General features: G+C 64.4%; 19 protein-coding genes and 4 pseudogenes. 16 read left to right on the plus strand and 7 right to left on the minus strand.

The window, feature by feature from the left end; translation table 11 throughout:
• Nucleotides 1-51: 51 nt before the first annotated feature.
• From GTW51_RS20505 to GTW51_RS20520, 4 genes are all read left to right on the plus strand, one after another.
• Nucleotides 52-1554, plus strand: a complete 1503-nt coding sequence (locus GTW51_RS20505) for a catalase (RefSeq protein WP_163045911.1) — start codon at nt 52-54, stop codon at nt 1552-1554.
• Between the two features lie 215 nt (nt 1555-1769).
• Entirely contained in the window at nt 1770-3065 is a 1296-nt protein-coding gene (locus tag GTW51_RS20510) for an RsmB/NOP family class I SAM-dependent RNA methyltransferase (protein ID WP_163045912.1), read from the plus strand.
• Entirely contained in the window at nt 3062-3514 is a 453-nt protein-coding gene (locus GTW51_RS20515) for a TspO/MBR family protein (protein WP_163045913.1), read from the plus strand. Before GTW51_RS20510 ends, GTW51_RS20515 begins: the two co-directional genes overlap by 4 nt.
• A gap of 46 nt (nt 3515-3560) precedes the next feature.
• A complete protein-coding gene (locus GTW51_RS20520) occupies nt 3561-4253 on the plus strand; it encodes a 5'-methylthioadenosine/S-adenosylhomocysteine nucleosidase (protein ID WP_163045914.1) in 693 nt (230 codons plus the stop codon).
• 97 nt (nt 4254-4350) lie between these two features.
• Here the strand turns inward: GTW51_RS20520 and GTW51_RS20525 are convergent, their stop codons facing one another.
• Nucleotides 4351-4839 carry a YciE/YciF ferroxidase family protein gene (locus GTW51_RS20525; protein ID WP_163045915.1) on the minus strand — a complete coding sequence of 163 codons (489 nt, stop codon included), beginning with the start codon at nt 4837-4839 and terminating at the stop codon, nt 4351-4353.
• 159 nt (nt 4840-4998) lie between these two features.
• Between GTW51_RS20525 and guaA the strand changes: the two genes are divergently transcribed.
• Nucleotides 4999-6555 carry a glutamine-hydrolyzing GMP synthase gene (guaA, locus tag GTW51_RS20530; protein WP_163045916.1) on the plus strand — a complete coding sequence of 519 codons (1557 nt, stop codon included), beginning with the start codon at nt 4999-5001 and terminating at the stop codon, nt 6553-6555.
• Nucleotides 6556-6848: 293 nt separating this feature from the next.
• A pseudogene (locus GTW51_RS20535) lies at nt 6849-8104 on the plus strand (tyrosine-type recombinase/integrase).
• On the opposite strand, the gene GTW51_RS20540 reads toward GTW51_RS20535, so the two are convergent.
• Nucleotides 8070-8354 carry a helix-turn-helix transcriptional regulator gene (locus GTW51_RS20540; RefSeq protein WP_163045917.1) on the minus strand — a complete coding sequence of 95 codons (285 nt, stop codon included), beginning with the start codon at nt 8352-8354 and terminating at the stop codon, nt 8070-8072. The pseudogene GTW51_RS20535 and the gene GTW51_RS20540 sit on opposite strands and share 35 nt — an antisense overlap.
• 246 nt (nt 8355-8600) lie before the next feature.
• Between GTW51_RS20540 and GTW51_RS20545 the strand changes: the two are divergent.
• Nucleotides 8601-8765: pseudogene (locus GTW51_RS20545) on the plus strand (DDE-type integrase/transposase/recombinase); the annotation flags it as partial.
• Between the two features lie 575 nt (nt 8766-9340).
• On the opposite strand, the gene GTW51_RS20550 reads toward GTW51_RS20545, so the two are convergent.
• Nucleotides 9341-10117: a helix-turn-helix transcriptional regulator gene (locus GTW51_RS20550; RefSeq protein ID WP_163045918.1), complete on the minus strand. Its 777-nt coding sequence runs from the start codon at nt 10115-10117 to the stop codon at nt 9341-9343.
• Between the two features lie 272 nt (nt 10118-10389).
• Between GTW51_RS20550 and GTW51_RS20555 the strand changes: the two genes are divergently transcribed.
• The 3 genes from GTW51_RS20555 (at nt 10390) to GTW51_RS20565 (ending at nt 14004) form a co-directional block, all read left to right on the plus strand.
• Nucleotides 10390-10770 carry a hypothetical protein gene (locus tag GTW51_RS20555; protein WP_246233307.1) on the plus strand — a complete coding sequence of 127 codons (381 nt, stop codon included), beginning with the start codon at nt 10390-10392 and terminating at the stop codon, nt 10768-10770.
• 28 nt (nt 10771-10798) lie between these two features.
• A complete protein-coding gene (locus GTW51_RS20560) occupies nt 10799-12526 on the plus strand; it encodes a peptidoglycan D,D-transpeptidase FtsI family protein (RefSeq protein ID WP_163045920.1) in 1728 nt (575 codons plus the stop codon).
• A 566-nt stretch (nt 12527-13092) separates the two neighbouring features.
• Entirely contained in the window at nt 13093-14004 is a 912-nt protein-coding gene (locus tag GTW51_RS20565) for a LysR family transcriptional regulator (protein ID WP_343034082.1), read from the plus strand.
• Here GTW51_RS20565 and GTW51_RS20570 read toward each other — a convergent pair.
• The 4 genes and pseudogenes from GTW51_RS20570 to trbF form a co-directional block, all read right to left on the minus strand.
• The gene (locus tag GTW51_RS20570) at nt 13961-14236 is read right to left on the minus strand and encodes a DUF2274 domain-containing protein (RefSeq protein WP_163045921.1); all 276 of its coding nucleotides are present in this window, start codon (nt 14234-14236) and stop codon (nt 13961-13963) included. The genes GTW51_RS20565 and GTW51_RS20570 overlap by 44 nt on opposite strands.
• A gap of 3 nt (nt 14237-14239) precedes the next feature.
• On the minus strand, nt 14240-15379 hold the full coding sequence (locus tag GTW51_RS20575; RefSeq protein ID WP_203566214.1) for a TraB/TrbI/VirB10 family type IV secretion system protein: 1140 nt from the start codon (nt 15377-15379) through the stop codon (nt 14240-14242).
• Nucleotides 15376-16383 carry a P-type conjugative transfer protein TrbG gene (gene trbG, locus GTW51_RS20580; protein ID WP_163045922.1) on the minus strand — a complete coding sequence of 336 codons (1008 nt, stop codon included), beginning with the start codon at nt 16381-16383 and terminating at the stop codon, nt 15376-15378. The genes GTW51_RS20575 and trbG overlap by 4 nt, the downstream gene beginning before the upstream one ends.
• A pseudogene (gene trbF / locus GTW51_RS20585) lies at nt 16380-16814 on the minus strand (conjugal transfer protein TrbF); the annotation flags it as partial. The pseudogene trbF and the gene trbG, both read right to left, overlap by 4 nt.
• 413 nt (nt 16815-17227) lie before the next feature.
• Here trbF and GTW51_RS20590 point away from each other — a divergent pair.
• From GTW51_RS20590 to GTW51_RS20610, 6 genes and pseudogenes are all read left to right on the plus strand, one after another.
• Nucleotides 17228-17530 (plus strand): HigA family addiction module antitoxin, encoded by a 303-nt coding sequence (locus GTW51_RS20590; RefSeq protein ID WP_163045923.1) that lies wholly within the window; start codon nt 17228-17230, stop codon nt 17528-17530.
• A pseudogene (locus tag GTW51_RS24665) lies at nt 17517-17642 on the plus strand (type IIL restriction-modification enzyme MmeI); the annotation flags it as partial. The gene GTW51_RS20590 and the pseudogene GTW51_RS24665, both read left to right, overlap by 14 nt.
• A 167-nt stretch (nt 17643-17809) precedes the next feature.
• On the plus strand, nt 17810-18088 hold the full coding sequence (locus tag GTW51_RS20595; protein WP_163045924.1) for a metal/formaldehyde-sensitive transcriptional repressor: 279 nt from the start codon (nt 17810-17812) through the stop codon (nt 18086-18088).
• Nucleotides 18089-18099: 11 nt separating this feature from the next.
• A complete protein-coding gene (gene dmeF, locus GTW51_RS20600) occupies nt 18100-19104 on the plus strand; it encodes a CDF family Co(II)/Ni(II) efflux transporter DmeF (RefSeq protein ID WP_163045931.1) in 1005 nt (334 codons plus the stop codon).
• Nucleotides 19105-19111: 7 nt separating this feature from the next.
• Nucleotides 19112-20494 carry an MFS transporter gene (locus GTW51_RS20605; RefSeq protein WP_163045925.1) on the plus strand — a complete coding sequence of 461 codons (1383 nt, stop codon included), beginning with the start codon at nt 19112-19114 and terminating at the stop codon, nt 20492-20494.
• Nucleotides 20495-20563: 69 nt separating this feature from the next.
• Nucleotides 20564-20914 (plus strand): YqaA family protein, encoded by a 351-nt coding sequence (locus tag GTW51_RS20610; protein WP_163045926.1) that lies wholly within the window; start codon nt 20564-20566, stop codon nt 20912-20914.
• Nucleotides 20915-21002: the final 88 nt, after the last annotated feature.

A 21002-nucleotide genomic window follows, 5' to 3' on the forward strand; every position in this document is an offset into this window, starting at 1 on the left:
GAGCCGCTACCTTAGAGCGACAATCATTCCAGGATCCAACGGAGGCCCCTCATGGCTGATCGTCCGAGACTCACAACGACTGCCGGCGCGCCGGTGTCGAGCAACCAGAATGCCAAGACCGTCGGTCGCAACGGCCCGTTGCTGCTCGAGGACTTCCAGCTGATCGAGAAGCTGGCGCATCAGAACCGCGAGCGCGTGCCCGAGCGCGTCGTCCACGCCAAGGGCTGGGGCGCCCACGGCACGCTGGTCGTGACCGAGGACGTCAGCCGCTACACCCGCGCCAAGGTTCTGCAGCCGGGTACGAAGACCGAGATGTTCGCGCGCTTCTCCACCGTTGCCGGCGAGCAGGGTGCAGCCGACGCCGAGCGCGACGTGCGCGGCTTCTCGCTGAAATTCTACACCGAGGAAGGCAACTGGGACATCGTCGGCAACAACACGCCGGTGTTCTTCGTCGCCGACCCCTACAAGTTTCCTGACTTCATCCACACGCAGAAGCGCCATCCACGCACCAACCTGCGCTCGGCAACCGCCATGTGGGATTTCTGGTCGCTCTGCCCAGAGTCGCTGCACCAGGTGACGATCCTGATGTCCGACCGCGGCATCCCGACCGACCCCAGCCGCATGAACGGCTACGGCAGCCACACCTTCTCGCTTTGGAACGACCAGGGCGAGCGCTTCTGGGTGAAGTTCCACTTCAAGACCCGGCAGGGCCACGCGCATTTCATCAACGAGGAAGCCGAAAAGGTTATCGCCAAGTCCCGCGAGAGCTATCAGGAAGCGCTCTACGGGATGATCGAGGACGGCCGGTTCCCGAAGTGGGACATGTTCATCCAGGTGATGCCGGAAGACGAGGCCGACGCCTTCGAGGAGAAGACCGGCTGGAGCGCGTTCGACCTCACCAAGGTGTGGCCGCACGGCATGTATCCGCTGATCAAGGTCGGCGAGATGGAGCTGAACCGCAACCCGGAAAACTACTTCACCGAAGTCGAGCAGTCGGCGTTCAACCCGTCCAACGTGGTGCCGGGCATCGGCTTCTCGCCGGACCGGATGCTGCAGGGGCGGCTGTTCTCGTATCCGGATGCGCACCGTTACCGGATCGGCACGCATTACGACGCGCTGGCGGTCAACCGGCCGCGCAGCCCCGTGGCCCACTATCACATGGGCGGCGAGATGACGCTCGGCCTGGCGACCAACCCGGACGCCTATTACGAGCCGAACTCGTTCGGTGGGCCGGTCGAGGATCCGAGCGTCGAGGAGCCGCCGCACCGCTATGCCGGTGACGTCGGGCGCTACGACTTCCGTGGCACGGCCGATCACTACAGCCAGCCGCGCGCGCTGTTCGAGATGTTCGACGACGGCGAGAAGCAGCGCCTGTTCAACAATATCGCAGGTGCGATGCAGGGCGTGCCGGAATTCATCGTCGACCGCCAGCTGGCGCATTTCGACAAGGTGCATCCGGACTACGGTGCCGGCGTTCGCCAGGCCATCGCGGCGCAGACGCGCGACGATGCCGAGGCGAGCCTGTCCACCAGCCACAGCGCGGCGGCCGAGTAGGCCGCAGCGTTTCGCCCATGGCGGCGAGGCTTTGAAGCATTGAAAGGGCCGGGAGCAATCCCGGCCCTTTCCGTTTGAGCGGCAAAAGCCTATGCATGGGCCATCACCAAGAAGATGGCAGGCGGGAAGCGGTCACTGACGCGCCCACACCTGCTGCCGATCGGCGCGCGGCTCGACCAGAGGCGTCGCCGCAGGCGAACACCAAGGAATATTCCATGCGACTAGGCGGCCGAATGGCAGCTTCCATCGAGGTTCTGGCCGACATCGAGACTCGGCGACGGCCGGTCGGCGATGCGCTGAAGGATTGGGGGCTTTCGCACCGCTTCGCCGGGTCGGGTGACCGTGCCGCGATCGGCAACATCGTCTACGACGTCCTGCGCCGGAAACGCTCGCTGGCCTGGCGGCTCGACGATTCCTCGCCGCGCGCTTTGGTGTTCGGCGCCGTGCTCGACTCCAGCGGGCTCGACGAGAAGGCGCTTGCCCTGGCCCTCGAGGGCGACCGCTTCGCCCCGGAGATGATCTCGGCCGACGATCTCGCTGGCTACCGCACCCGCGAGATCGCCCAGGCGCCCGATGCCGTGCGCGCCGACGTGCCGGACTGGGTCGCCCCGCTTCTGGCGGAAGCATTTGGCGAGGAGTGGATCGAGGAAGCCGCGGCGCTCGGCGGGCGGCCGCCGCTCGACATGCGGGCCAACACGCTGCGGGCCGACCGCGACAAGGTGGCGAGAGCTTTGGAGCCGTTCAGCCCCCAGCCGTCGTCGATCGCCCCGCAGGGGCTGCGCATCGCGCCGATCGACGGCGACGGGCGCCATCCGAACGTCCAGGTCGAGGCCGGCTTCCAGAAGGGCTGGTTCGAGATCCAGGACGAGGGGTCGCAGATCGTCGCGGCGCTGACGGGCGTTGCGCCCGGCGAGCAGGTGCTCGACTATTGCGCCGGCGCCGGCGGCAAGACGCTGGCGCTCGCCGCGATCATGCAGAACACCGGCCAGATCCACGCCTATGATTCCGACCGCCAGCGGCTCGCGCCGATCCACGAGCGGCTGAAGCGCGCCGAGGTGCGCAACGTCCAGGTCCACGCGCCGCGCGACGATCTGACGGAATATCGTGGCCGGATGGATCTGGTGCTGGTCGATGCGCCGTGCACCGGCACCGGCACCTGGCGGCGGCGGCCGGACGCCAAGTGGCGGCTGTCGGAACAGGCGCTGGAGCGCCGGGTCGTGGAGCAGCGTGAGGCGCTTGCCGGCGCGGCGGCATTCGTCAAGCCGGGTGGACGCCTCGCCTATGTGACCTGCTCGCTGCTGCCGGCCGAGAACGAGGCGCAGGTCGAGGCATTCCTGGCGGCGCAGCCGGACTTCGCGCTGCTCGACGTCGCGGCGACCTGGAGCAAGGTCTTTCCCGAGGCGTCGCCGGCATTCCTGTCGCGTCAGCACGGGGAGGGCACGACACTGACGCTGACGCCGCGGACGAGCGGCACCGACGGCTTCTTCCTGGCGCTGTTCACACGGCGATGAGGCACCCGCTCGTCGTCCTGGCGCTGTTCATCGCGCTCACCGTTGGCGGCGGGGGGCTGATCGGCCTCGTCGTCGAGACCGGCGGCTGGTACGCCGGGTTGGAGAAGCCGGGCTTCAACCCGCCGGGCTGGCTGTTCGGCCCGGTCTGGGGGATTCTCTACGTCCTGATCGGCATCGCTGGCTGGCGCGTCTGGCGGATTGGCGACTGGTCGAGCTTGCGCGTCTGGTGGCTGCAGCTGGGGCTCAACTTCGCCTGGCCGCTGCTGTTCTTCGGGGCGAAGCTGATCGTCCCGGCATTGGTCGTGCTGCTGGCGCTCTTCGCCGCAATCGTCTGGTTCCTGCGCGAGACGTGGGGCACCGACCGCCCGGCCGCCCTCCTGTTCCTGCCCTATGCGGCCTGGACTGCCTATGCGGCGCTTCTCAACGGCGCGATATGGTGGTTGAACTAGGGGGCGGACCGTCCGCCATCCCCGTTTTCGATCGCCGGACCCCGTCATGACCGACTACGACCCGACCAAGAGCGATCTGATTCTCGATACGATCGGTGGCGCGCGGGTGCTGTTCGTCATGGCGGCGGCGGCCGAGTACGGCCCGGCGCTGAAGCAGCGCATTCGACCGCTGATGACCGGCGTCGGCCCGATCGAGGCGGCGCTCGGCACCGGCGTCGCGCTGCACGCGCTGGCGCTGGCCGGCCACCGGCCCGACCTCGTCGTCTCGCTCGGCTCGGCCGGGTCGCGGACGCTGGAGCAGGGGGAGATCTACCAGGTGGCGTCGGTCTCCTGGCGCGACATCGACGCTTCGCCGCTCGGCTTCGTCAAGGGCGTCACGCCCTTCCTCGATCATCCGGTCGACACGCCCCTGCCGACGCCGATCCCCAGCGTCAAGCAGGCACGCCTTTCGACCGGTTCGGACATCGTTTCCGGCATCCGCTACCGCGAGATCGATGCCGACATGGTGGACATGGAGACCTTCGCCGTGCTGCGCGCCTGCCAGCGCTTCGGGGTACCGCTGCTCGGGCTGCGCGGGATATCGGACGGGGCGAGCAGTCTGCACCATTACGACGACTGGACGACGCTGCTCCACGTCATCGACGAGAAGCTGGCCGACGCGGTCGACCGGCTGGAAGTGGCCCTTGATTCGGGACTGCTGGACCTAGACCGGCCCGGGCCTTCGGTTGGCGATGCCTGACAGCGTTGCGCGATGGTCGCTGCGGCCCTTTGCACGCGTAAAAAAGGGAGGACCGGCCGAGCCGATCCTCCCATGACCGCGATCCGTTCGTGACGGGTCAGGCAGCCTTCTTGTTCAGCTTGCTCTCGCCGAGCTTGCTGAGGGCCGCGTCGGTCTTCTTCTCTTCGTCCAGGGTCGCCTGCAGATGCTCGATGACATCGGCGTGCTTCAGCGTCTCGGCCCACGACACCAGCGTGCCGTAGCGCGAGATCTCGTAATGCTCGACGGCCTGGGCCGCGGCGAGGAGGGCCGCGTCGAGGGTCTCGGCGTCCTCGATCTCTTCCATCAGCTCTTCGGCTTCCTTGACGATGCCCTCGATGGCCGGGCACTTCTCGGCCTTGGCCTTCTTGCCGAGCATCTCGAACACCGTCTCGAGGCGCGTCACCTGGCCCTTGGTCTCCTCGAGATGCTTGTCGAAAGCCTTCTTCAGCTCCGGCGATGTGACCTTCTTCGACATCTTCGGCAGCGATTTCACGATGGTCTTCTCGGCATAATAGACGTCCTGCAGCGTGTGCAGGAACAGGTCGTCGAGGCTCTTGATTTCCATGGGTCCGTCCTTTCCGGGGGCCAGCGTGCTGGCGATGCGTCAAAACGGCGTGACCGGGTCGATGTTCCGGCGCCATTCGTTGTGCAGGCGCGAAAGGAATCGCCCTGTAGCGCCTGCCAAGCCCTTGCCATCCGGGCCCTGCTTGCCTAAAGCCTCGCCATGACAGCCCATCCCGATACCGTCCTCATCATCGATTTCGGCTCGCAGGTCACGCAACTGATCGCCCGACGCGTCCGCGAAGCCGGCGTGTACTCCGAAATCGTCCCCTTCCAGTCTGCCGAAGAAGGCTTCGCCCGACTCAAGCCGAAGGCGGTGATCCTGTCCGGCTCGCCGGCCTCGACCGGCGACATCGGCTCGCCCCGCGCGCCGCAGGCGGTGTTCGACGCCGGCATTCCGGTGCTCGGGATCTGCTATGGCCAGATGACCATGTGCGTGCAGCTCGGCGGCCGCGCCGAAGCCTCGGCGCATCGCGAATATGGCCGGGCCTTTCTCGAGGTGGAGAAGAGCTGCGCCCTGTTCGAGGGGCTCTGGCCCGAGGGCACCCGCCACCAGGTCTGGATGAGCCACGGCGATCGGGTGATCGACATGCCGCCCGGCTTCGAGATCTTCGCCCGTTCGCCCGGCGCCCCCTACGCGGTGTTCGGCGACGAAAGCCGCAAGATGTACGGGCTGATGTTCCACCCGGAAGTGGTGCACACCACGGACGGCGCGAAGCTGATCGCAAATTTCGTCCACAATGTCGCGGGGCTCTCCGGCGACTGGACCATGGCCGCCTTCAAGGACCAAGCGATCGCCGAGATCCGCGCCAAGGTCGGCGACGGCAAGGTGATCTGCGGGCTCTCCGGCGGCGTCGACTCTTCCGTCGCAGCGGTGCTGATCCACGAGGCCATCGGCGAGCAGCTGACCTGCATCTTCGTCGACCACGGCCTCCTGCGGATGAACGAGGCCGAGGAAGTCGTCACGATGTTCCGGGACCACTACAATATTCCGCTCGTCCACGTCGAAGCGCAGGATCTATTCATCGACGCGCTGGCGGGCGAGCTCGATCCCGAGGTCAAGCGCAAGACCATCGGGCGGCTGTTCATCGAGACCTTCGAGGCCGAGGCGAAAAAGCTCGGCGGCGCCGATTTCCTCGCCCAGGGCACGCTCTACCCGGACGTCATCGAGAGCGTTTCGTTCTCCGGCGGCCCGTCGGTGACGATCAAGTCGCACCACAATGTCGGCGGCCTGCCCGAGCGCATGAACATGCAACTCGTCGAGCCGCTGCGCGAACTGTTCAAGGACGAGGTGCGCATTCTCGGCCGCGAGCTCGGCCTTCCGGAGCGCTTCGTCGGCCGCCAGCCGTTCCCGGGACCAGGGCTCGCCATCCGCTGCCCGGGCGGCGTGACGCGCGAGAAGCTGGCCATCCTGCGCCAGGCCGACGCGATCTATCTCGACGAAATCCGCAAGGCGGGCCTCTACGACGCGATCTGGCAAGCCTTCGCCGTGCTGCTCCCGGTCCAGACGGTCGGCGTCATGGGAGACGGGCGCACCTACGAGTTCGTCTGCGCGCTGCGCGCCGTGACCAGCGTCGACGGCATGACCGCCGATTTCTATTCCTTCGACATGGAATTCCTCGGCAACACCGCGACCCGCATCATCAACGAGGTCAAAGGCATCAACCGTGTCGTCTACGACGTGACGTCGAAGCCCCCCGGCACCATTGAGTGGGAATGATTTTTGCCCATCCGAAGGTATCCTAAACTGCGCCAATATACGACATAACCCACTGAAAAAAATAAATAATACCTCTTCTTCCTATCGACATCTATCGGTGGGCATCAATCACGTCTGGCGGCCTCGCCGACGGACCCCGCCCCCATTGATCAACCGAGAAAACGAAAGTACCGTCACGGGCAATGAGGCTCTTGACGGTACTTTTTTCGATCTAAGGCGCTGAAAAAATAGCGTTTTCGACGCCATCGGCCTCCAAAAATCGCATGACGGTACTTTTCCGCGAGAGGCCCTTAATGTTGACGGATGCAGCACTCAAGTGCTTGAAACAAAAAGCCAAAATGTACAAGGTGACGGATCGTGACGGCATGTATGTGCGCGTCGCACCGTCGGGCGCCATCTCGTTCAGGCTCGACTATCGGCTGAACGGCAGACGCGAGACCGTCTATCTCGGCAGGTACGCCCGAGACGGAATCTCGCTGGCCCGGGCTCGCGAGCTATGCCTGGACGCGCGCCGGGCAATCGCCGAGGGGCGGTCTCCTGCCATCGAGAAGCAGCGGGAGAAGCGCCAGATCAAGGAAGCCAAGAGCTTCGGTGAGTTCGGCGAGAAGTGGCTGGTCAGTGCACCCATGGCCGACAGCACCCGCGCGATGCGCCGCTCCATCTTCGAGCGCGAACTCATGCCCGTCTGGCGAAATCGCCTTCTGACCGAGATTACACCCGATGACCTTCGCGCCCACTGCGGCAAGATCGTGGAGCGGGGTGCGCCCGCGACGGCGATTCATGTGCGGGATATTCTGAAGCAGATCTACGGCTTCGCCATTCTACACGGAGAGAAGGTCGCCAACCCGGCCGATGACGTCGGTCCGACCTCTATCGCCACCTTCACGCCCAAGGACCGCGCGCTTTCGCCCACCGAGATCCGCATCATGTTCAAGCAGCTCGAGCATGTCGCGACGCTGCCGACGATCCGCCTCGGCATGAAGCTGTACCTCCTCACCATGGTCCGGAAGAGCGAGCTGCAGGATGCAGTGTGGGACGAGATCGATTTCGAAAATGCCGTTTGGACGATCCCGAAGGAGCGCATGAAGCGGTCGAAGCCGCACAACGTCTACCTGTGCCGGCAGACCCTCGACATCATGATCGCGCTTAAGACTTGTGCCGGCAACTCACGGTATCTGCTGCCCTCCCGCTACGATGCGGACGCTCCGATGTCGCGCGCGACCTTCAATCGGATCACCTATGCCGTCGTCGGCTTGGCCAAGAAGGAGGGGCTGCCGCTGGAGCCATTCACGGTTCATGATCTGCGGCGAACAGGCTCGACGCTGCTAAACGAGTTGGGCTTAATAGTGACTGGATCGAAAAGTGCTTGGCTCACGAGGACGGGCGTTCATCGCGCGGCGTCTACAACAAGGCCGAATATGAGGTGCAGCGCCGGCATATGATGCAGGAGTGGGCGGATACCGTTGAAGCCTGGGTCGATGGGCGGAAGTATGCCCCCACGCTTCTGCCGCCAGCTATGCCCTTGATGCAGCTTGATCCCGCCCTTTGACCGGACGGGATTTACGTTTGGTAACATCAGGGTGTTGGGCGCGACGGATCGGGACAGCCCGCCGTGCCGCCAGCCAAGCCTCGACCTCGGCTAAGTCCCATACGATACAACGCGGGGAGAGCGCGAACCGAAGGGGGAACTCGCCACGCTGCTCCATTTCATAAATCGTGCTGTCAGCCATCGGCACCATCTCGCGCAATTGGTGGCGCCGGATTGTTCGCCTGATTTGACTGGTTTCGGTCTTCGGCATTCTCAATCTCCTTCATTGTTGAGGCGATTGAGAACAATAGATATAGGTACTGGAAGCCCCCTCAACCGCCGTGCGGCATTTTCGGTCTATAGCGTACACGTCGGCGGGTTTAGTTGGGCGCTAGGTGCGGCGCAGGGGCGAGTAGGGCCGTGCGCTTTGCCATATGAGCGAGACGCTGGCTCGGTTGAGAGCCGGTGCGTGCTCCCTGGAGTTCCCCCGGTTTGATGGACACAATCCGAATTGTGCGGCTTCCGGTATCTGGCCGTCGTGCTGGACGCCTTCTCGCGGCGCATCGTCGGCTGGGCGATGGGGCATGATCTGAAGGCCCAGTTAGCGCTGGATGCCCTCAACATGGCACTGGTCCAGCGCCGGCCGGTCAGCGTGATCCATCGCAGCGATCAGGGGTCGCAGCTTCCATTCAATTAGTCGTTGCAACGCCTGAACGAGGTTGCGATGGGCATCAAGAGACGGAGATCACATCGGTCGGGGCGAGCTTTATTGCCTTCACCGGGACGGCCACCGTTGGCGGGGCGAACTGAGCTGCATCGGTTTTGGTCCGGTATTGCAGAGGGAAGGTCGAGCGAGGATGCTTGCTTTGGCGGCGGGCACGTCAGCGCGCTGTCGGCGCCCGCTGCTTCCGGAAGGCGGGCGGCATGCCGCCCTCGGCTACCTGTCGCCCATCAGCTACGAAAGGGGAGCCAAAGCCAGGTTCGAGAACGCAAGCCCTTAACTGTCCACGAAACCGGGGTCTAACACCAACTCCAGTGGGGGGCCTAAAGCCTGCGGGCCATGGCGACAGGACAGTCCAGACCACAAACGCTGAATGGCGGCGGCGCAAGTCGAAGTGGTACGAAAATCTGCTCCTCTGTGAGAGTACGGGTTCGAGTCCCGTCGTCCGCACCAGCCATCTGAAGGTTGACCCTCCGAAGGTAGAGGTCTCTTGCCCTCACAATCGAAGCCGGCGACCTTCATCAACACGCCAAAGGTTATATCGCGATCAGCGCCTTGGCGCTTTCCGAGTCCGCCGGGTTCAAAAGAAACAGAAACTGATCACCTTGCAATGGCGTACGGGTGACATTGACGGTGATCTGTCCATAGACCTTGTGGTTTAGCCGCACATCCCGAGGGCTCGGCGGATCAATCGCGCTTTTCGTCCAGATCTGTTGGAAGAGCGAGCTTTCGTCGAGCAGTGCATTACGCAGGGCAATGAAACGCGGCGTGTTGACATACTTCGCCGAGGTCAAGCGAAATAGCGCGGCGAAATGGCGGGCTTCGGCTTCGTAGTCGACCAGAAGCTTCTGGCGCTCTGGGTTCACCATAAGCTGCCAGAGATGGTTCTCCTCGAACGGGGGTAAGCCGTTGTCTATTCCGTAGAGTAGATGCATGACCCGGTTCGCCACCACCACGTCGAGCAGAGGTGAAAGCACAGCCGCCGGCCACCGGTATCCGTCGACGAGGTTGTGCAACGCTTCCGTGGCGGTCAGCCGTTCACTGACATCCTCTTGCGGCAGCCCCATCAGGGAAAAGACATAGTCGACGTCAACTGGCTTTAGGCGCAGCCCCCGCGCGATGCGGCCCAAGGCGTTGGCCGAGACGTTCATCTCGCGCCCCTGTTCCAGCCAAGTGAGCCAAGTCAGGCCGATCCCTGCCAACTGAGCCACCTCCTCGCGCCTCAGTCCCTTGACTCGCCGCCGCGCGCCCCGCGGCAGGCCGACGTCCTCTGGCTGCAACGCGGCTCGGCGAGCGCGCAGAAAAGCCTTCAATTCTTCACGCTTTCGCGCATCGGGCTGGGAAGGTGGTGTTGCCGGTACCAGTATCTGATTGATCCTTTTGATTCCACTCCTGTTCCTACAGACTACTCCCTAACAACGGTGAATCTTTGGAACGCGGGAATCATATGCGGAAAAGTTCATTTCCGGCAATCTGGAGACTTCATCGGTTCACGGCCACGTAGCGATCAGGCCCGACTGCCTCTCGTTGCAGATCAGAATAGAGCAAAGGATACGAGATGCACTGTTTGGGACGCGTGGCTGGGTTGATCCTGCTTCTCGGTGGTGCCGGGCAAATCGCCTCGGCTCAAGAACCCGTTATCGATCCGGCTAGTCCGTACCGCCTCGCCGAGGGCATGGCCGAAGAGCCCGCCACCTGTGAAAACCTGGCATACTGGCTCGATCGCGCACCCGATTATGACGGTCGGATTTCCATGACGGTCGTTGGACCGCTCAGGGAAAGCCATTGGGACGGCGCGTTGGCTTACCTTATCATGTGCGAACCGGGAGGCGCGCAGGTTATGTGCGTCACCTATGCGCCGCGCGAGGTCGATCCAAACAAGTCTGTCTTGTTAGCAGGCGGCTACCAGCGGATCGATAAAGACAAGGTGATGCTTGATCCTTGTTTGGCCCGCGACAAAGATTAACTTATGTAACACTATTGCGGCGACCCAAATGAATGTTATGCGTAGCCCGTCTCAAATTCTCATTGCAGGCGGCGTTTTTGTCGCGATCTATGCCGTAATTGGTTTTCGACTTGTTCAATTCGGCTTAGCTGAGATGCCCCTGCATGCCGCTGTGGCGCCCCCTCCTTCCGTCGCCAGGCCCGACATCTTCGATCGTAATGGCAATCTCCTGGCGATGGACCTTCCGGTCAGTTCCGTCTACGCCGAGCCCCACTCCATCGTTGACATCGACGAGGCCGTTGAGAAACTGACCGCTGTTTTGCCCGACCTGGACGCGGCCGACCTTTACAGGGACCTCAGCAGCGATCGAGGGTTCACCTGGATCAAGCGGACGATCTCGGCCCGGGAGCGGCAGGAAATCTGGAGCCTAGGCATTCCGAGCGTCGACTTCCGCGACGAGACGCGGCGGCTTTATCCAAACGGCGCGACGGCCGCTCACGTCCTAGGTTTAGTGGATGTTGACAACAAGGGTATCGCCGGCATCGAGCGCTGGATCGATCGACAAGGATTGCAGGACCTCAAGGACATCGGCGTGCAATTCAGCCGAGATGATCTTGCGCCGGTAGCACTCAGCGTCGATCTGCGTGTCCAGCATGCGCTAGAGGATGAGCTGGGCAAGGCAATCGCCAAATTTAGTGCTATCGCTGGCGCCGGCCTGGTGATGGACGTCACCAACGGCGAGGTGATCGCGCTAGCATCCCTGCCGGACTTCGACCCCAACAACCCGGCCGACGCGCACAGGCCGGAGCATATCAACCGCATCAATGTCGGCGTCTATGAGATGGGTTCGACCTTCAAGGCCTTGACCACGGCCATGGCGTTAAACTCCGGACGCTTCAATATCCACTCCGTTCTCGATGCCAGCCATCCCTTGCAGTTCGGCCGATTCAAGATCCGTGACTTTCGTGGCGAAAACCGGCCGCTAAACGTTCCCGAAGCCTTCATCCACTCCTCCAACATCGGCATGGCTCGCATGGCAATGGAAGTCGGCATCGAGGGACACAAAGGCTTTCTCGACCGGTTCGGCCAGCTGGACCGGCTGACCACCGAACTGCCCGAAAGCGCCAGCCCGATCGTCCCGGCGAACTGGGCGATGCTGAACACCGCGACCATCTCGTTCGGGCACGGCCTTGCCGTCACGTCGCTGCAAGCCAGCATGGGCATTGCCGCCCTAGTGAACGGTGGGACGCTAATCCGCCCGACCTTTGTGAAGGACGCGCCGCTGGCCGAGCGAGTGATCCGCCAGGATCTCGTGACGCCGCAGACGGGCGAGGCCCTGCGGTTCATGATGCGCTTGAACGCGGAGATCGGCTCGGCCCGCAAAGCCGATGTGCCGGGCTACTTCATGGGCGGGAAGACCGGCACTGCGGAAAAGGTCGTCAACGGCCGCTACGCCACCGACCGGGTGCTGACCTCCTTCATGGGCATCGTGCCCGCCCACAAGCCTCGCTACCTCTTCCTCGTCATGCTGGATGAGCCGAAGGCCCTTCCCGAGACGCATGGATTCCGCACCTCCGGCTGGAACGCCGTTCCGGTCGCGGGGAAGATCATCGAACGCATCATGCCAATCCTGGGCGTAGCACCGGCCCGCATACCGCCGATCGACCCGTTCCCCGCCATGTCCGAGTTGCGAGCGTTCGGCTCAAGCAGATTTCAGGAGCGGCCGCAGCCGGATTCGCTTGTCCCGATCGAGGCTTCCTGGAGGACCCGCCAGTGAAGATGCTCTGATACGATACTTCCGACTGAAGCGAGACTTTCACGCTTTTGCACCGGCACAAAGCGAGCAGTTCCGCCAACGCCAGAGAGGATCGATCTGTCGAACGGGCGCGAAGTTCAACATCCGCTTCGGTTAGCACGCAGCAGTTCTGCACGGCTGAGACGGGCGAAGGGGAGCAGCAGCTTTCCGGCTCCTCATTGCGAGAAGCGGACCACTAGCTTTCGACCCACGTACCGTCGCACCAACAGATCGGATATCGAGAGAGATGTCATGCAAAGGCGTTGAACATTCAAAATAACGCCGCCTTCAAGGATGATGAACATAAAGTATTGCGCTCCGTTGGTTGTCCGCTTTCTGCTGTTTGGTACGCCGGCAACCACGCAAGATGCGCCATTCCCAAACGGGTTTGGCATCGAGCGGATCGAGATGGACGGTGCCGAAAGCAACGGCCGCGTCGGCAGTCGTAGACCAGCGGTCATTCTTCTTCACATCTATGAGCTGCCAAGTGATTCCAGTCCGGCGGCCAAACCGCAACGATAGCCGATGTTGACGCGTGGTGAGCGGACGTGGCGAGGACAACACAGCCGATAGAGCTTCGACATCTCCGCTATTTCTTGAGCGCAGCGGAGCATGGAAGTTTCAGAAAGGCGGCTGGCGCTATGGGAGTTGAACAATCCGCGATAAGCCGACGGATCCGCGATTTGGAAGACCGGCTGGGTGCGTCGCTCTTCCAGCGCCGGAATCACGGCGTATCGCTGACACATGCTGGCGAACGATTCCTCCAGCCCGCTCGGCGCACGCTGCGGCAGCTCGGTGAAGGAAGCAGGGTCGTCGAGGCCATCGGTCGCGGAGAAACTGGCCATCTGCGGATTGGCATCTTCTCGTCGCTCGCGTCGGGATTTCTGGCGGAGCTGATCCGCGCGTTTCGAGAAAGTCACAGGAGTGTCAGGATCGATTTCGTCGACGGTGATCCCGAAAACCATCTCGCCGCCATCAGGCAGATGCAACTTGATGTGGCGTTCCTGACAGGGCTGTCCGATCAAGCCGGATGCGAGACAACACTGCTCTGGTTCGAACGGGTGTTCCTCGCCATGCCCGGCGAGCACCCGCTCAACGATCGGGAGCAGATCACCTGGACGGACTTGGCCGGCCGCCGCTTCATCGTCAGCGATGTGGCGCCCGGTCAGGAGATACAGGACTATCTCATCCAGCGGTTGGCCGATCTCGGGCAGCACCCGGATATCCAGCAGCAGCATGTCGGCCGCGACAACCTTCTGACCCTCGTCGCGCACGGCTCGGGTCTGACGGTAACGAGCGAGGCGACGACGGCGGTCACGTTTCCCGGAGTGATCTATCGGCCAATTGCTGGGGAGACGCTGCCATTCAGCGCGGTGTGGTCGCGGCACAATGACAACCCGGCACTCCGGCGCCTTCTCAGTGCCGCTCGATCGGCGGCGAAGAAGCAGCGCCACGGCTGATCGTCACGGCAAGGGATCGGCCGCGTCGGGCTTTGGCGAACCCGCGATCCGTGGCGATGAAACGCTCCAGCATCGGCACGATCAGCTTCTTGGGATCGGAGACCGGCTGGCCGGTTTCGCGGGCCAGCACCTCGGCATAGGCGACGAGATCGCGGTGTAGCGGCGCGGGCAGCTCCACCGTCGCCTTCACGGGCTTGTCGTCGGGCAGCGGCCCAAGCTTCAGCTTCGCCAAGGGTCAGCTCCTGTAGGGTTCGAGCACGAGGTCACGGGTGACGAAAACCCTGACGGGAAATCCCGGCCGGATGGTCAGTGTCGGCGCGACCTGCAACTGGCGCTGGATGATCTGCTGGCCGGCTTGGTTGATGGTATCCTGCGCGCCGTCGCGGATGGCGCTGATCAGGCGATCCTCGTCGCTGGTCGCCAGCTCCGTGCCAATACCAAGCAAGGTCGAGAGCCCGGCTGCCTTCATCAGATCCCACCAGTGGTAATCGATGCCGTCCTCAAGTCCGGCAAAGCCGGACGCGTCAGCGCCAGGCTGGCGCTCCAGCACGATCGAGTGGCCGTTGGGCAAGATCATGCGGTTCCAGACGAGGAGCACACGCCGCTGACCGAAGGTGACGCCGGCTTCGTATTCGCCGATGATGCGGGTCCCTTGCGGAATCAGGAGCAGGCTCCCAGTCGGGCTGTCATAGACGTTTTCCGTCACCTGGGCGGTGATCTGGCCGGGCAGATCGGAATGGATGCCGGTGATCATCGCCGCCGGGATCACCGCGCCCGCTTGTAGTATGTAGGGCGAGGCTGGCGGCATAAGGCGATCGGCGGCGACCGTCTGACGGTCGGCGGGACCGTTGAGGAAAGCCGTATGTCTGTCCTGCACGCCGGCCTGATTTCCGAGGTCGAGACCGGCGAGGCCTGGCATCGCACCGCCGGGGGCGGCGCCGGCGCGCGGTCCCGTCTGGAAGAACACGTTGCTCAAGCGCGCTGCCTCTTCCTCAGCAAGGCGACGCTGTTCCTCGGGGTCGACGGCGGGCGTCACTATGGCGGGCGGCGCGACCGGCTGTCCCCGGTTCTGCGCGTCGAGGATCGGGCGGCCGAGGTCGCCGGGCAGCGGCGGGCCAAGCACCGGCCCGGTATAGTCGCGCGGCAGGCCGGAGAGGCCGTCCGCTGTAGGGCGGTTCTCGGTCGAATAGAGTTCTTCTCCTCCCGGCCCCGCATCGCGAGGCTGGAGGGCGTAGATTAGCGCGCCGCCAATGCCGAGCAAGGCGACAGCGCCGACCCCGGCCAGCATATTGTGGGACAGGCGGGTGACGCGGGGCGGCTCCGCGCGCAGCCGCATCGGGGCTGCGGCTTGCGTGGAAGTGGTCGCTTCGGTCATGACGGGGACTTTCCAGTCGCGCTTACCGGCTGCGCAGCGGCCCGCGTCTGATTGATGCGCACGATTCGGACGATCTGCTGTCGATCGCCGCCGCCAAGGCGCAACTCGGCCGCGCCGAACAGGCGATCCACGATCAGAACGTTCTGGTGGATGCGGCTGTTGACGATCTGCGGCTCGCCATCCGAGCCGAGAACGAAGATCGGCGGCATCTCACCCTGCACTATGCCGCGCGGAAAGACGACATAGACGCGGCGGCCGTCATCGAAGATGGAGATGGGCCGCCATGGCGGGCTGTCGCCGGTCAGGCCGTAGCGGTAGTTCCGCGCGGCCTCGTGGGGAATGACCGGTGACGCCGGAACGGCCTGTCGCTGCCCTGCCGGTGGCGCCGGATAGGCCCAGGACACGGCCGGCATATAAGGATCGTCGCCTGAGTGCAGCTCGATCAGGTAGATGCGCCGGTCGGTTGTGACGACGAGATTGGTGGAGATGTCCGGCCGTGTCGGCTTGACGAGGATGTGGACGCGCCGCGCTGCGCCGCTGCCGCTCTCGGTGTCGCCAATGATCCAGCGGGCGGTGTCGCCCGCCGCGATCGGGCCCGCCCCAGTCAGGCTTTCGCCGGGGTCCAGCGCGATGGTCGTGATCTGGCCCGGCGAGGCATAGACCTGATAGAGTGCGCCCTCGCTCCAGGGGTATATCTGGATCGAATTGTAGTAGCCTTCGCGACGCGGCTCCACGCGGGCGGCGACATTGGCGTTTTCGACGCGGCCGGTCGGCGTGCTGGCGGCTTGCCCGCCTCGCGCGACCGCCCAGGCCGGAGGGGTGTGCAGCGGACGCGGACGATTCTCCGTGATCGCCGTCTGCACCACGGGCAGCGGCGGCACGGTGGCGTCATAGCTGAACTGCGGCGTCTTGGTGGTGGCGCAGCCGGCGAGCACGGTCGCGGAAAGCAGCAAAGCCACCAAGCTGGGTTTGCGGAGAGACGTAGCCTGGCAGCCAGCACTCATTGGCTCATCTCCCGTGACCAGTTGATGGCGTTGACGTAGATCCCCAGCGGATTGGCGCGCAGACGTTCGACGTCGCGCGGCATCTGGATCACAATGGTCAGAATCGCGGTCCATCGCTCCGTGGTGGAAAGCTGCCCGTTCTCGTAATGCCGCTCCGTCCAGGCGACGCGGAAACTATCTGGCGACGCCCGGATGACGCTCGATACCTCGACGGCGACCTGTTGGCGGCCGACGCGGGTGAACGGGTCGTTGGCGCGGGCATAGTCGTTGAGCGCCGCCGCGCCGTGATCAGTCGTCCATTCATAGGCGCGCAGCCAGTTCTGGCGCACGACGATGGCGTCGGCCGGGATCGAGCGGACCTGCTCGATGAAGCGGCTGAGATGCCACGCGATCTGAGGATCGGTCGGCTGGTAGTCGGCGATGCGGTCGGCGCGGTCGCGCACCGATCGCCCCAGTTCGGAGAGCGAGAGGTAGCGTTCGTCGGCCGGACGCGAGAACCACTCCGACGAGACGCGACCGACACGCTCGCCGCGGCTGACATCCACCTTGTAACCGCCGGTCGTGTCACGGCGCGCATCGAGAACTTGCATGTTCATGGGACCAATCTCCACGACGGGCGCGGGAGCCTCTCTCCCACCTACTCACCCGTCACGGAAACCGGTCCACACCCTCACTCTCAGGGGGCGTTGCGGGGTCTCCCCGCAGATGGGGTCGGCCGAGACGCTAGGCTCGGACGGAGGGGAAGGCTTTCCCCAAAAGCTGTGGGTTCAAGTCTCCGGTAATTGTCGAGTGTCGATTATCACTATAAGGTTCCGCAGTAGGGTTCGAGCGAGTCGATTGGGCGATGCATCCAGGATCAGTGGTTCGGCAGGAATGCCTCGAAAAGCACGGGCTGAGCGTGACCGAGGCAGCACGCGTTCTCGGCGTAGATCGGCAGACCCTCAGCAACTTGCTGAACGCGCGATCGGGCATCTCGCCTGAAATGGCGATCCGACTGGAGAAGGCTTTCGGGTTGCCGGCCCGCGAGTGGTTGATCCGTCAACTCGATCACGAACTGGCCGAGGCGATGCAGAAGGCCGAGGGCATCGATGTCCAGCCGTTGGCTGGCACCCCGGACGACAGACAGGGCGCTCATGAACGCGGTTGAAATCGAAGAAGCCATCTCGGCGCTCGCGGAGCGGCCGTTCGACGCCGAAGAGTTTCCCTACGCGTTTCTCGAGGCCTTCGGGAACAAGGAGACCACCCTCAAGCGCCGACGTCCTCTTCCAGGAACCAGGCGCAAGCGGCACCAACAGGGCCTTCGAGCGGAAGATCTGACGCAAGCCAGTCATCGCCGACCGACGGCTTCCTGCCGGCGGTCGGCGACCCGGATGCCGACCGCCCCAAGGCTAGCCGCGAGCCTGACAATAGGGTAGGGGGCTATGCCATGGCTCATCTGACGAAGAACTCCGCGAAACTCATTGCCCGCATCCGGCGGCTCCAGGGGCAACTGGACGCAGTCGCCCGCAGCCTCGAAAACGAGGCCCCTTGCGGTGACGTCCTCCAGCTCGTCGCATCCGTCCGCGGTGCGGTGAACGGCCTGACGATCGAACTGATCGAGGAGCACGTGCGCAATCACGTGGTCGACCCCGAGCACGAGGGTGATCCGGAGAAGGCGAAGGGTGCGGCCGACCTGATCGCCGTCGTGCGGACCTATTTGAAATGACGATGGATGAGATGCCGGCGACGTCGATCCACAGCGCCTCCCACAGTCACGTCTTTCTGGGTGACGGCTACCGGCGGAACGAGCGTCGCGTATGGCTCGTGATCGCGCTGACGGTTTCGATGATGGTCATCGAGATCGTCGCCGGCACGATTTACGGTTCGATGGCCCTCGTCGCGGACGGCCTGCATATGTCGACGCATGCCGCGGCCATGCTGATCACGGTGGGGGCGTATGTCTTCGCACGCAAACATGCCCGGAACCCGCGCTTCACGTTCGGGACAGGCAAGCTCGGCGACCTCGCCGCATTTGCCAGCGCGGTCATCCTGGCGTTGGTCGCTCTCCTCATCGCCTATGAGAGTATGCTGCGCCTCGCGTCGCCCGTTCCCATCTCCTTCGGACAGGCGATCTCGGTGGCGTTCGTCGGGCTCGCGGTGAACCTTGCAAGCGCCTGGCTCCTGAAGGACGACAATCACCATCACCATCACCAAGGCCATGATCAGGGGGATCACGGGCACGCGGAGCACCATGACCACGCCGTCGCCCTTGCCGGGGGCCGAGACAACAATCTCGGAGCCGCCTACCTGCACGTCCTCGCCGACGCCCTGACCTCCGTTCTCGCCATCGCGGCGCTGGGCCTCGGCAGCTTCTACGGATGGATCTGGCTGGACCCGGCCATGGGAATCGTAGGCGCCCTCGTCATCGCCCGATGGTCGTGGGGATTGGTGCGGGATGCCGGCGCCGTGCTTCTCGACTACGTACCGGAAGGCGAGGACCTGCCCGACGAGATCCGCGAGGCGATCGAGGCCGACGGGGACCGCATTACAGATCTCCACGTCTGGCAGGTGGGTCCGGGCCACCACGCGGCCATCGTGTCGATCGCGACCGCCCGCCCGCGCCCGCTGGAGACCTATCGGGCCAAGCTTGCCCACATCCACGACCTCTCCCACCTCAGCGTGGAGGTCGAGAGGCTTGGATCCGTCGGTGCTACAGCGGCGATGTCGGCGGGGTCGAGGTAACGAGGCGATGCTCGCCGTTCTGCGCCACCGCACCTATCGCCACCTCTTCGCGGCGCAGGTCCTCTCGTTGATCGGGACCGGTCTGACGACGGTGGCGCTCGGGCTGCTCGCCTACGACCTCGCCGGCGCCGATGCCGGCGCGGTGCTCGGGACAGCGCTGGCGATCAAGATGATCGCCTATGTCGGCGTCTCGCAGTTCGCCGGGGTCCTGACGGGCTTCCTGCCGCGGCGGACGCTCCTCGTCGGCCTCGACCTCGCCCGGGCGGCCTTCGTACTCGTCCTGCCCTTCGTGACCGAGATCTGGCAGGTCTACGCCCTCGTCTTCGCGTTCCAGTCGATGTCGGCCCTGTTCACCCCAACCTTCCAGGGCACGATCCCCGACATCCTGCCGGACGAGCGCGAGTACACGAACGCCCTGTCGCTCTCGCGCCTCGCCTACGACCTCGAGTCGCTCTTCAGCCCGCTTCTGGCGGCGCTCCTGCTCACCGTGATCTCCTTCCACTGGCTGTTTCTCGGCACGGTCTTCGGCTTCCTCGCCTCCGCGGCGCTGGTTGTCTCGGTCGAGCTCCCCGTCGCGGAGACCGCCGCCGGCGGGCGGTTCGTCGACAAGCTGACCCGGGGCATCCGCGTCTACCTCGCGACACCGCGCCTGCGCGGGCTCCTGGCGCTGTCCTTCGCGGCCTCGTCCGGCGGGTCGATGGTGATCGTCAACACCGTCGTGCTCGTGCGCGCAGATCTGGGCGGCACCAACGACGACGTCGCCTTCCTCTTCGCCGCCTACGGCCTCGGCTCGATGGCCGTCGCCATAGTGCTCTCGCGGATCCTCGACCGGGTTCCGACCCGCACCGTCATGTTGGCCGGCGCAAGCGCCATGGCGGGTCTCCTCGTCGTCGCCAGTCTCGGCCCCGGATGGACTGGCAGCCTTGCCCTCTGGGCGTTGCTCGGGGCTGCCGCCTCGGCGATCGGCACACCCGGGGCACTTCTCCTGCGCCGCTCCTCCGACGCCGACAGCCGACCCGCCGTCTTCGCCGCCCAGTTCGCCCTCTCGCACGCCTGCTGGCTTGTCACCTATCCGGCCGCCGGGTGGCTAGGCGCCACGATCGGGCTCGCCCCGACCTTCCTGGTCATGGCCGCTGGGGCGGCCGCGGGTGTTGCCGCGGCGCTATATTTCTGGCCCGCGAAAGATTCCGTCGAGGTCGAGCACGTCCACCAGGCGTTCGAGCATGACACGCCACACGTCCACGACGACCACCACCGGCACGAACACGAAGGCTGGGAAGGGCCGGAGCCTCACCGCCATCCACATCGCCACCAGCCGCTCCGGCACCGGCACGCCCTGGTGATCGACGACCACCACGCGACTTGGCCGACCGGCACGGCCGGTGGGTGACCTGACGGCCTATGCCGGGATGTTCTGGTAGGCCTTTCTGGCCGCCACGATCCTGCCGGACGCCTCCGAGTGATGATCGTCGCGCCGGTCGTCAGCGGGACGGGCGAGCCATGGGTCGCCATCGCCGCAACGACCATCGGCACCACGCGCAGCTCGGTTGCGAACTGGGCTTGTGGTCGCCTTCTCTCCGATCATCGCGACCATCGCTGGTTCCCGGTCTCTTCGCCGCAGATCGATCGCTTCTCCGGCCTATTTCAGGGCGATCGGATGGGATCGCTCCTGTTCGCCTGGGCGCGGATCGTCGGCGAAACGTTGACTGTGGTCGCCGGGGACCCTGCGCGTCCCTCTCCTCTCGTTCACGCTACTCGTCAGGATTACCAGGTGAACCGCACCGGGTTTCCCGGAGGCCATTTGGTTTGAGTCCTACGCGGCGATGGGCATGGCCTCAAGCTGCGCGTAGTAGGCGGCTTCCGCTTCTGCGGGCGGGATGTTTCCGATCGGCTCGAGA

Source organism: Aurantimonas aggregata (assembly GCF_010500835.1).
Taxonomy (GTDB): domain Bacteria; phylum Pseudomonadota; class Alphaproteobacteria; order Rhizobiales; family Rhizobiaceae; genus Aurantimonas; species Aurantimonas aggregata.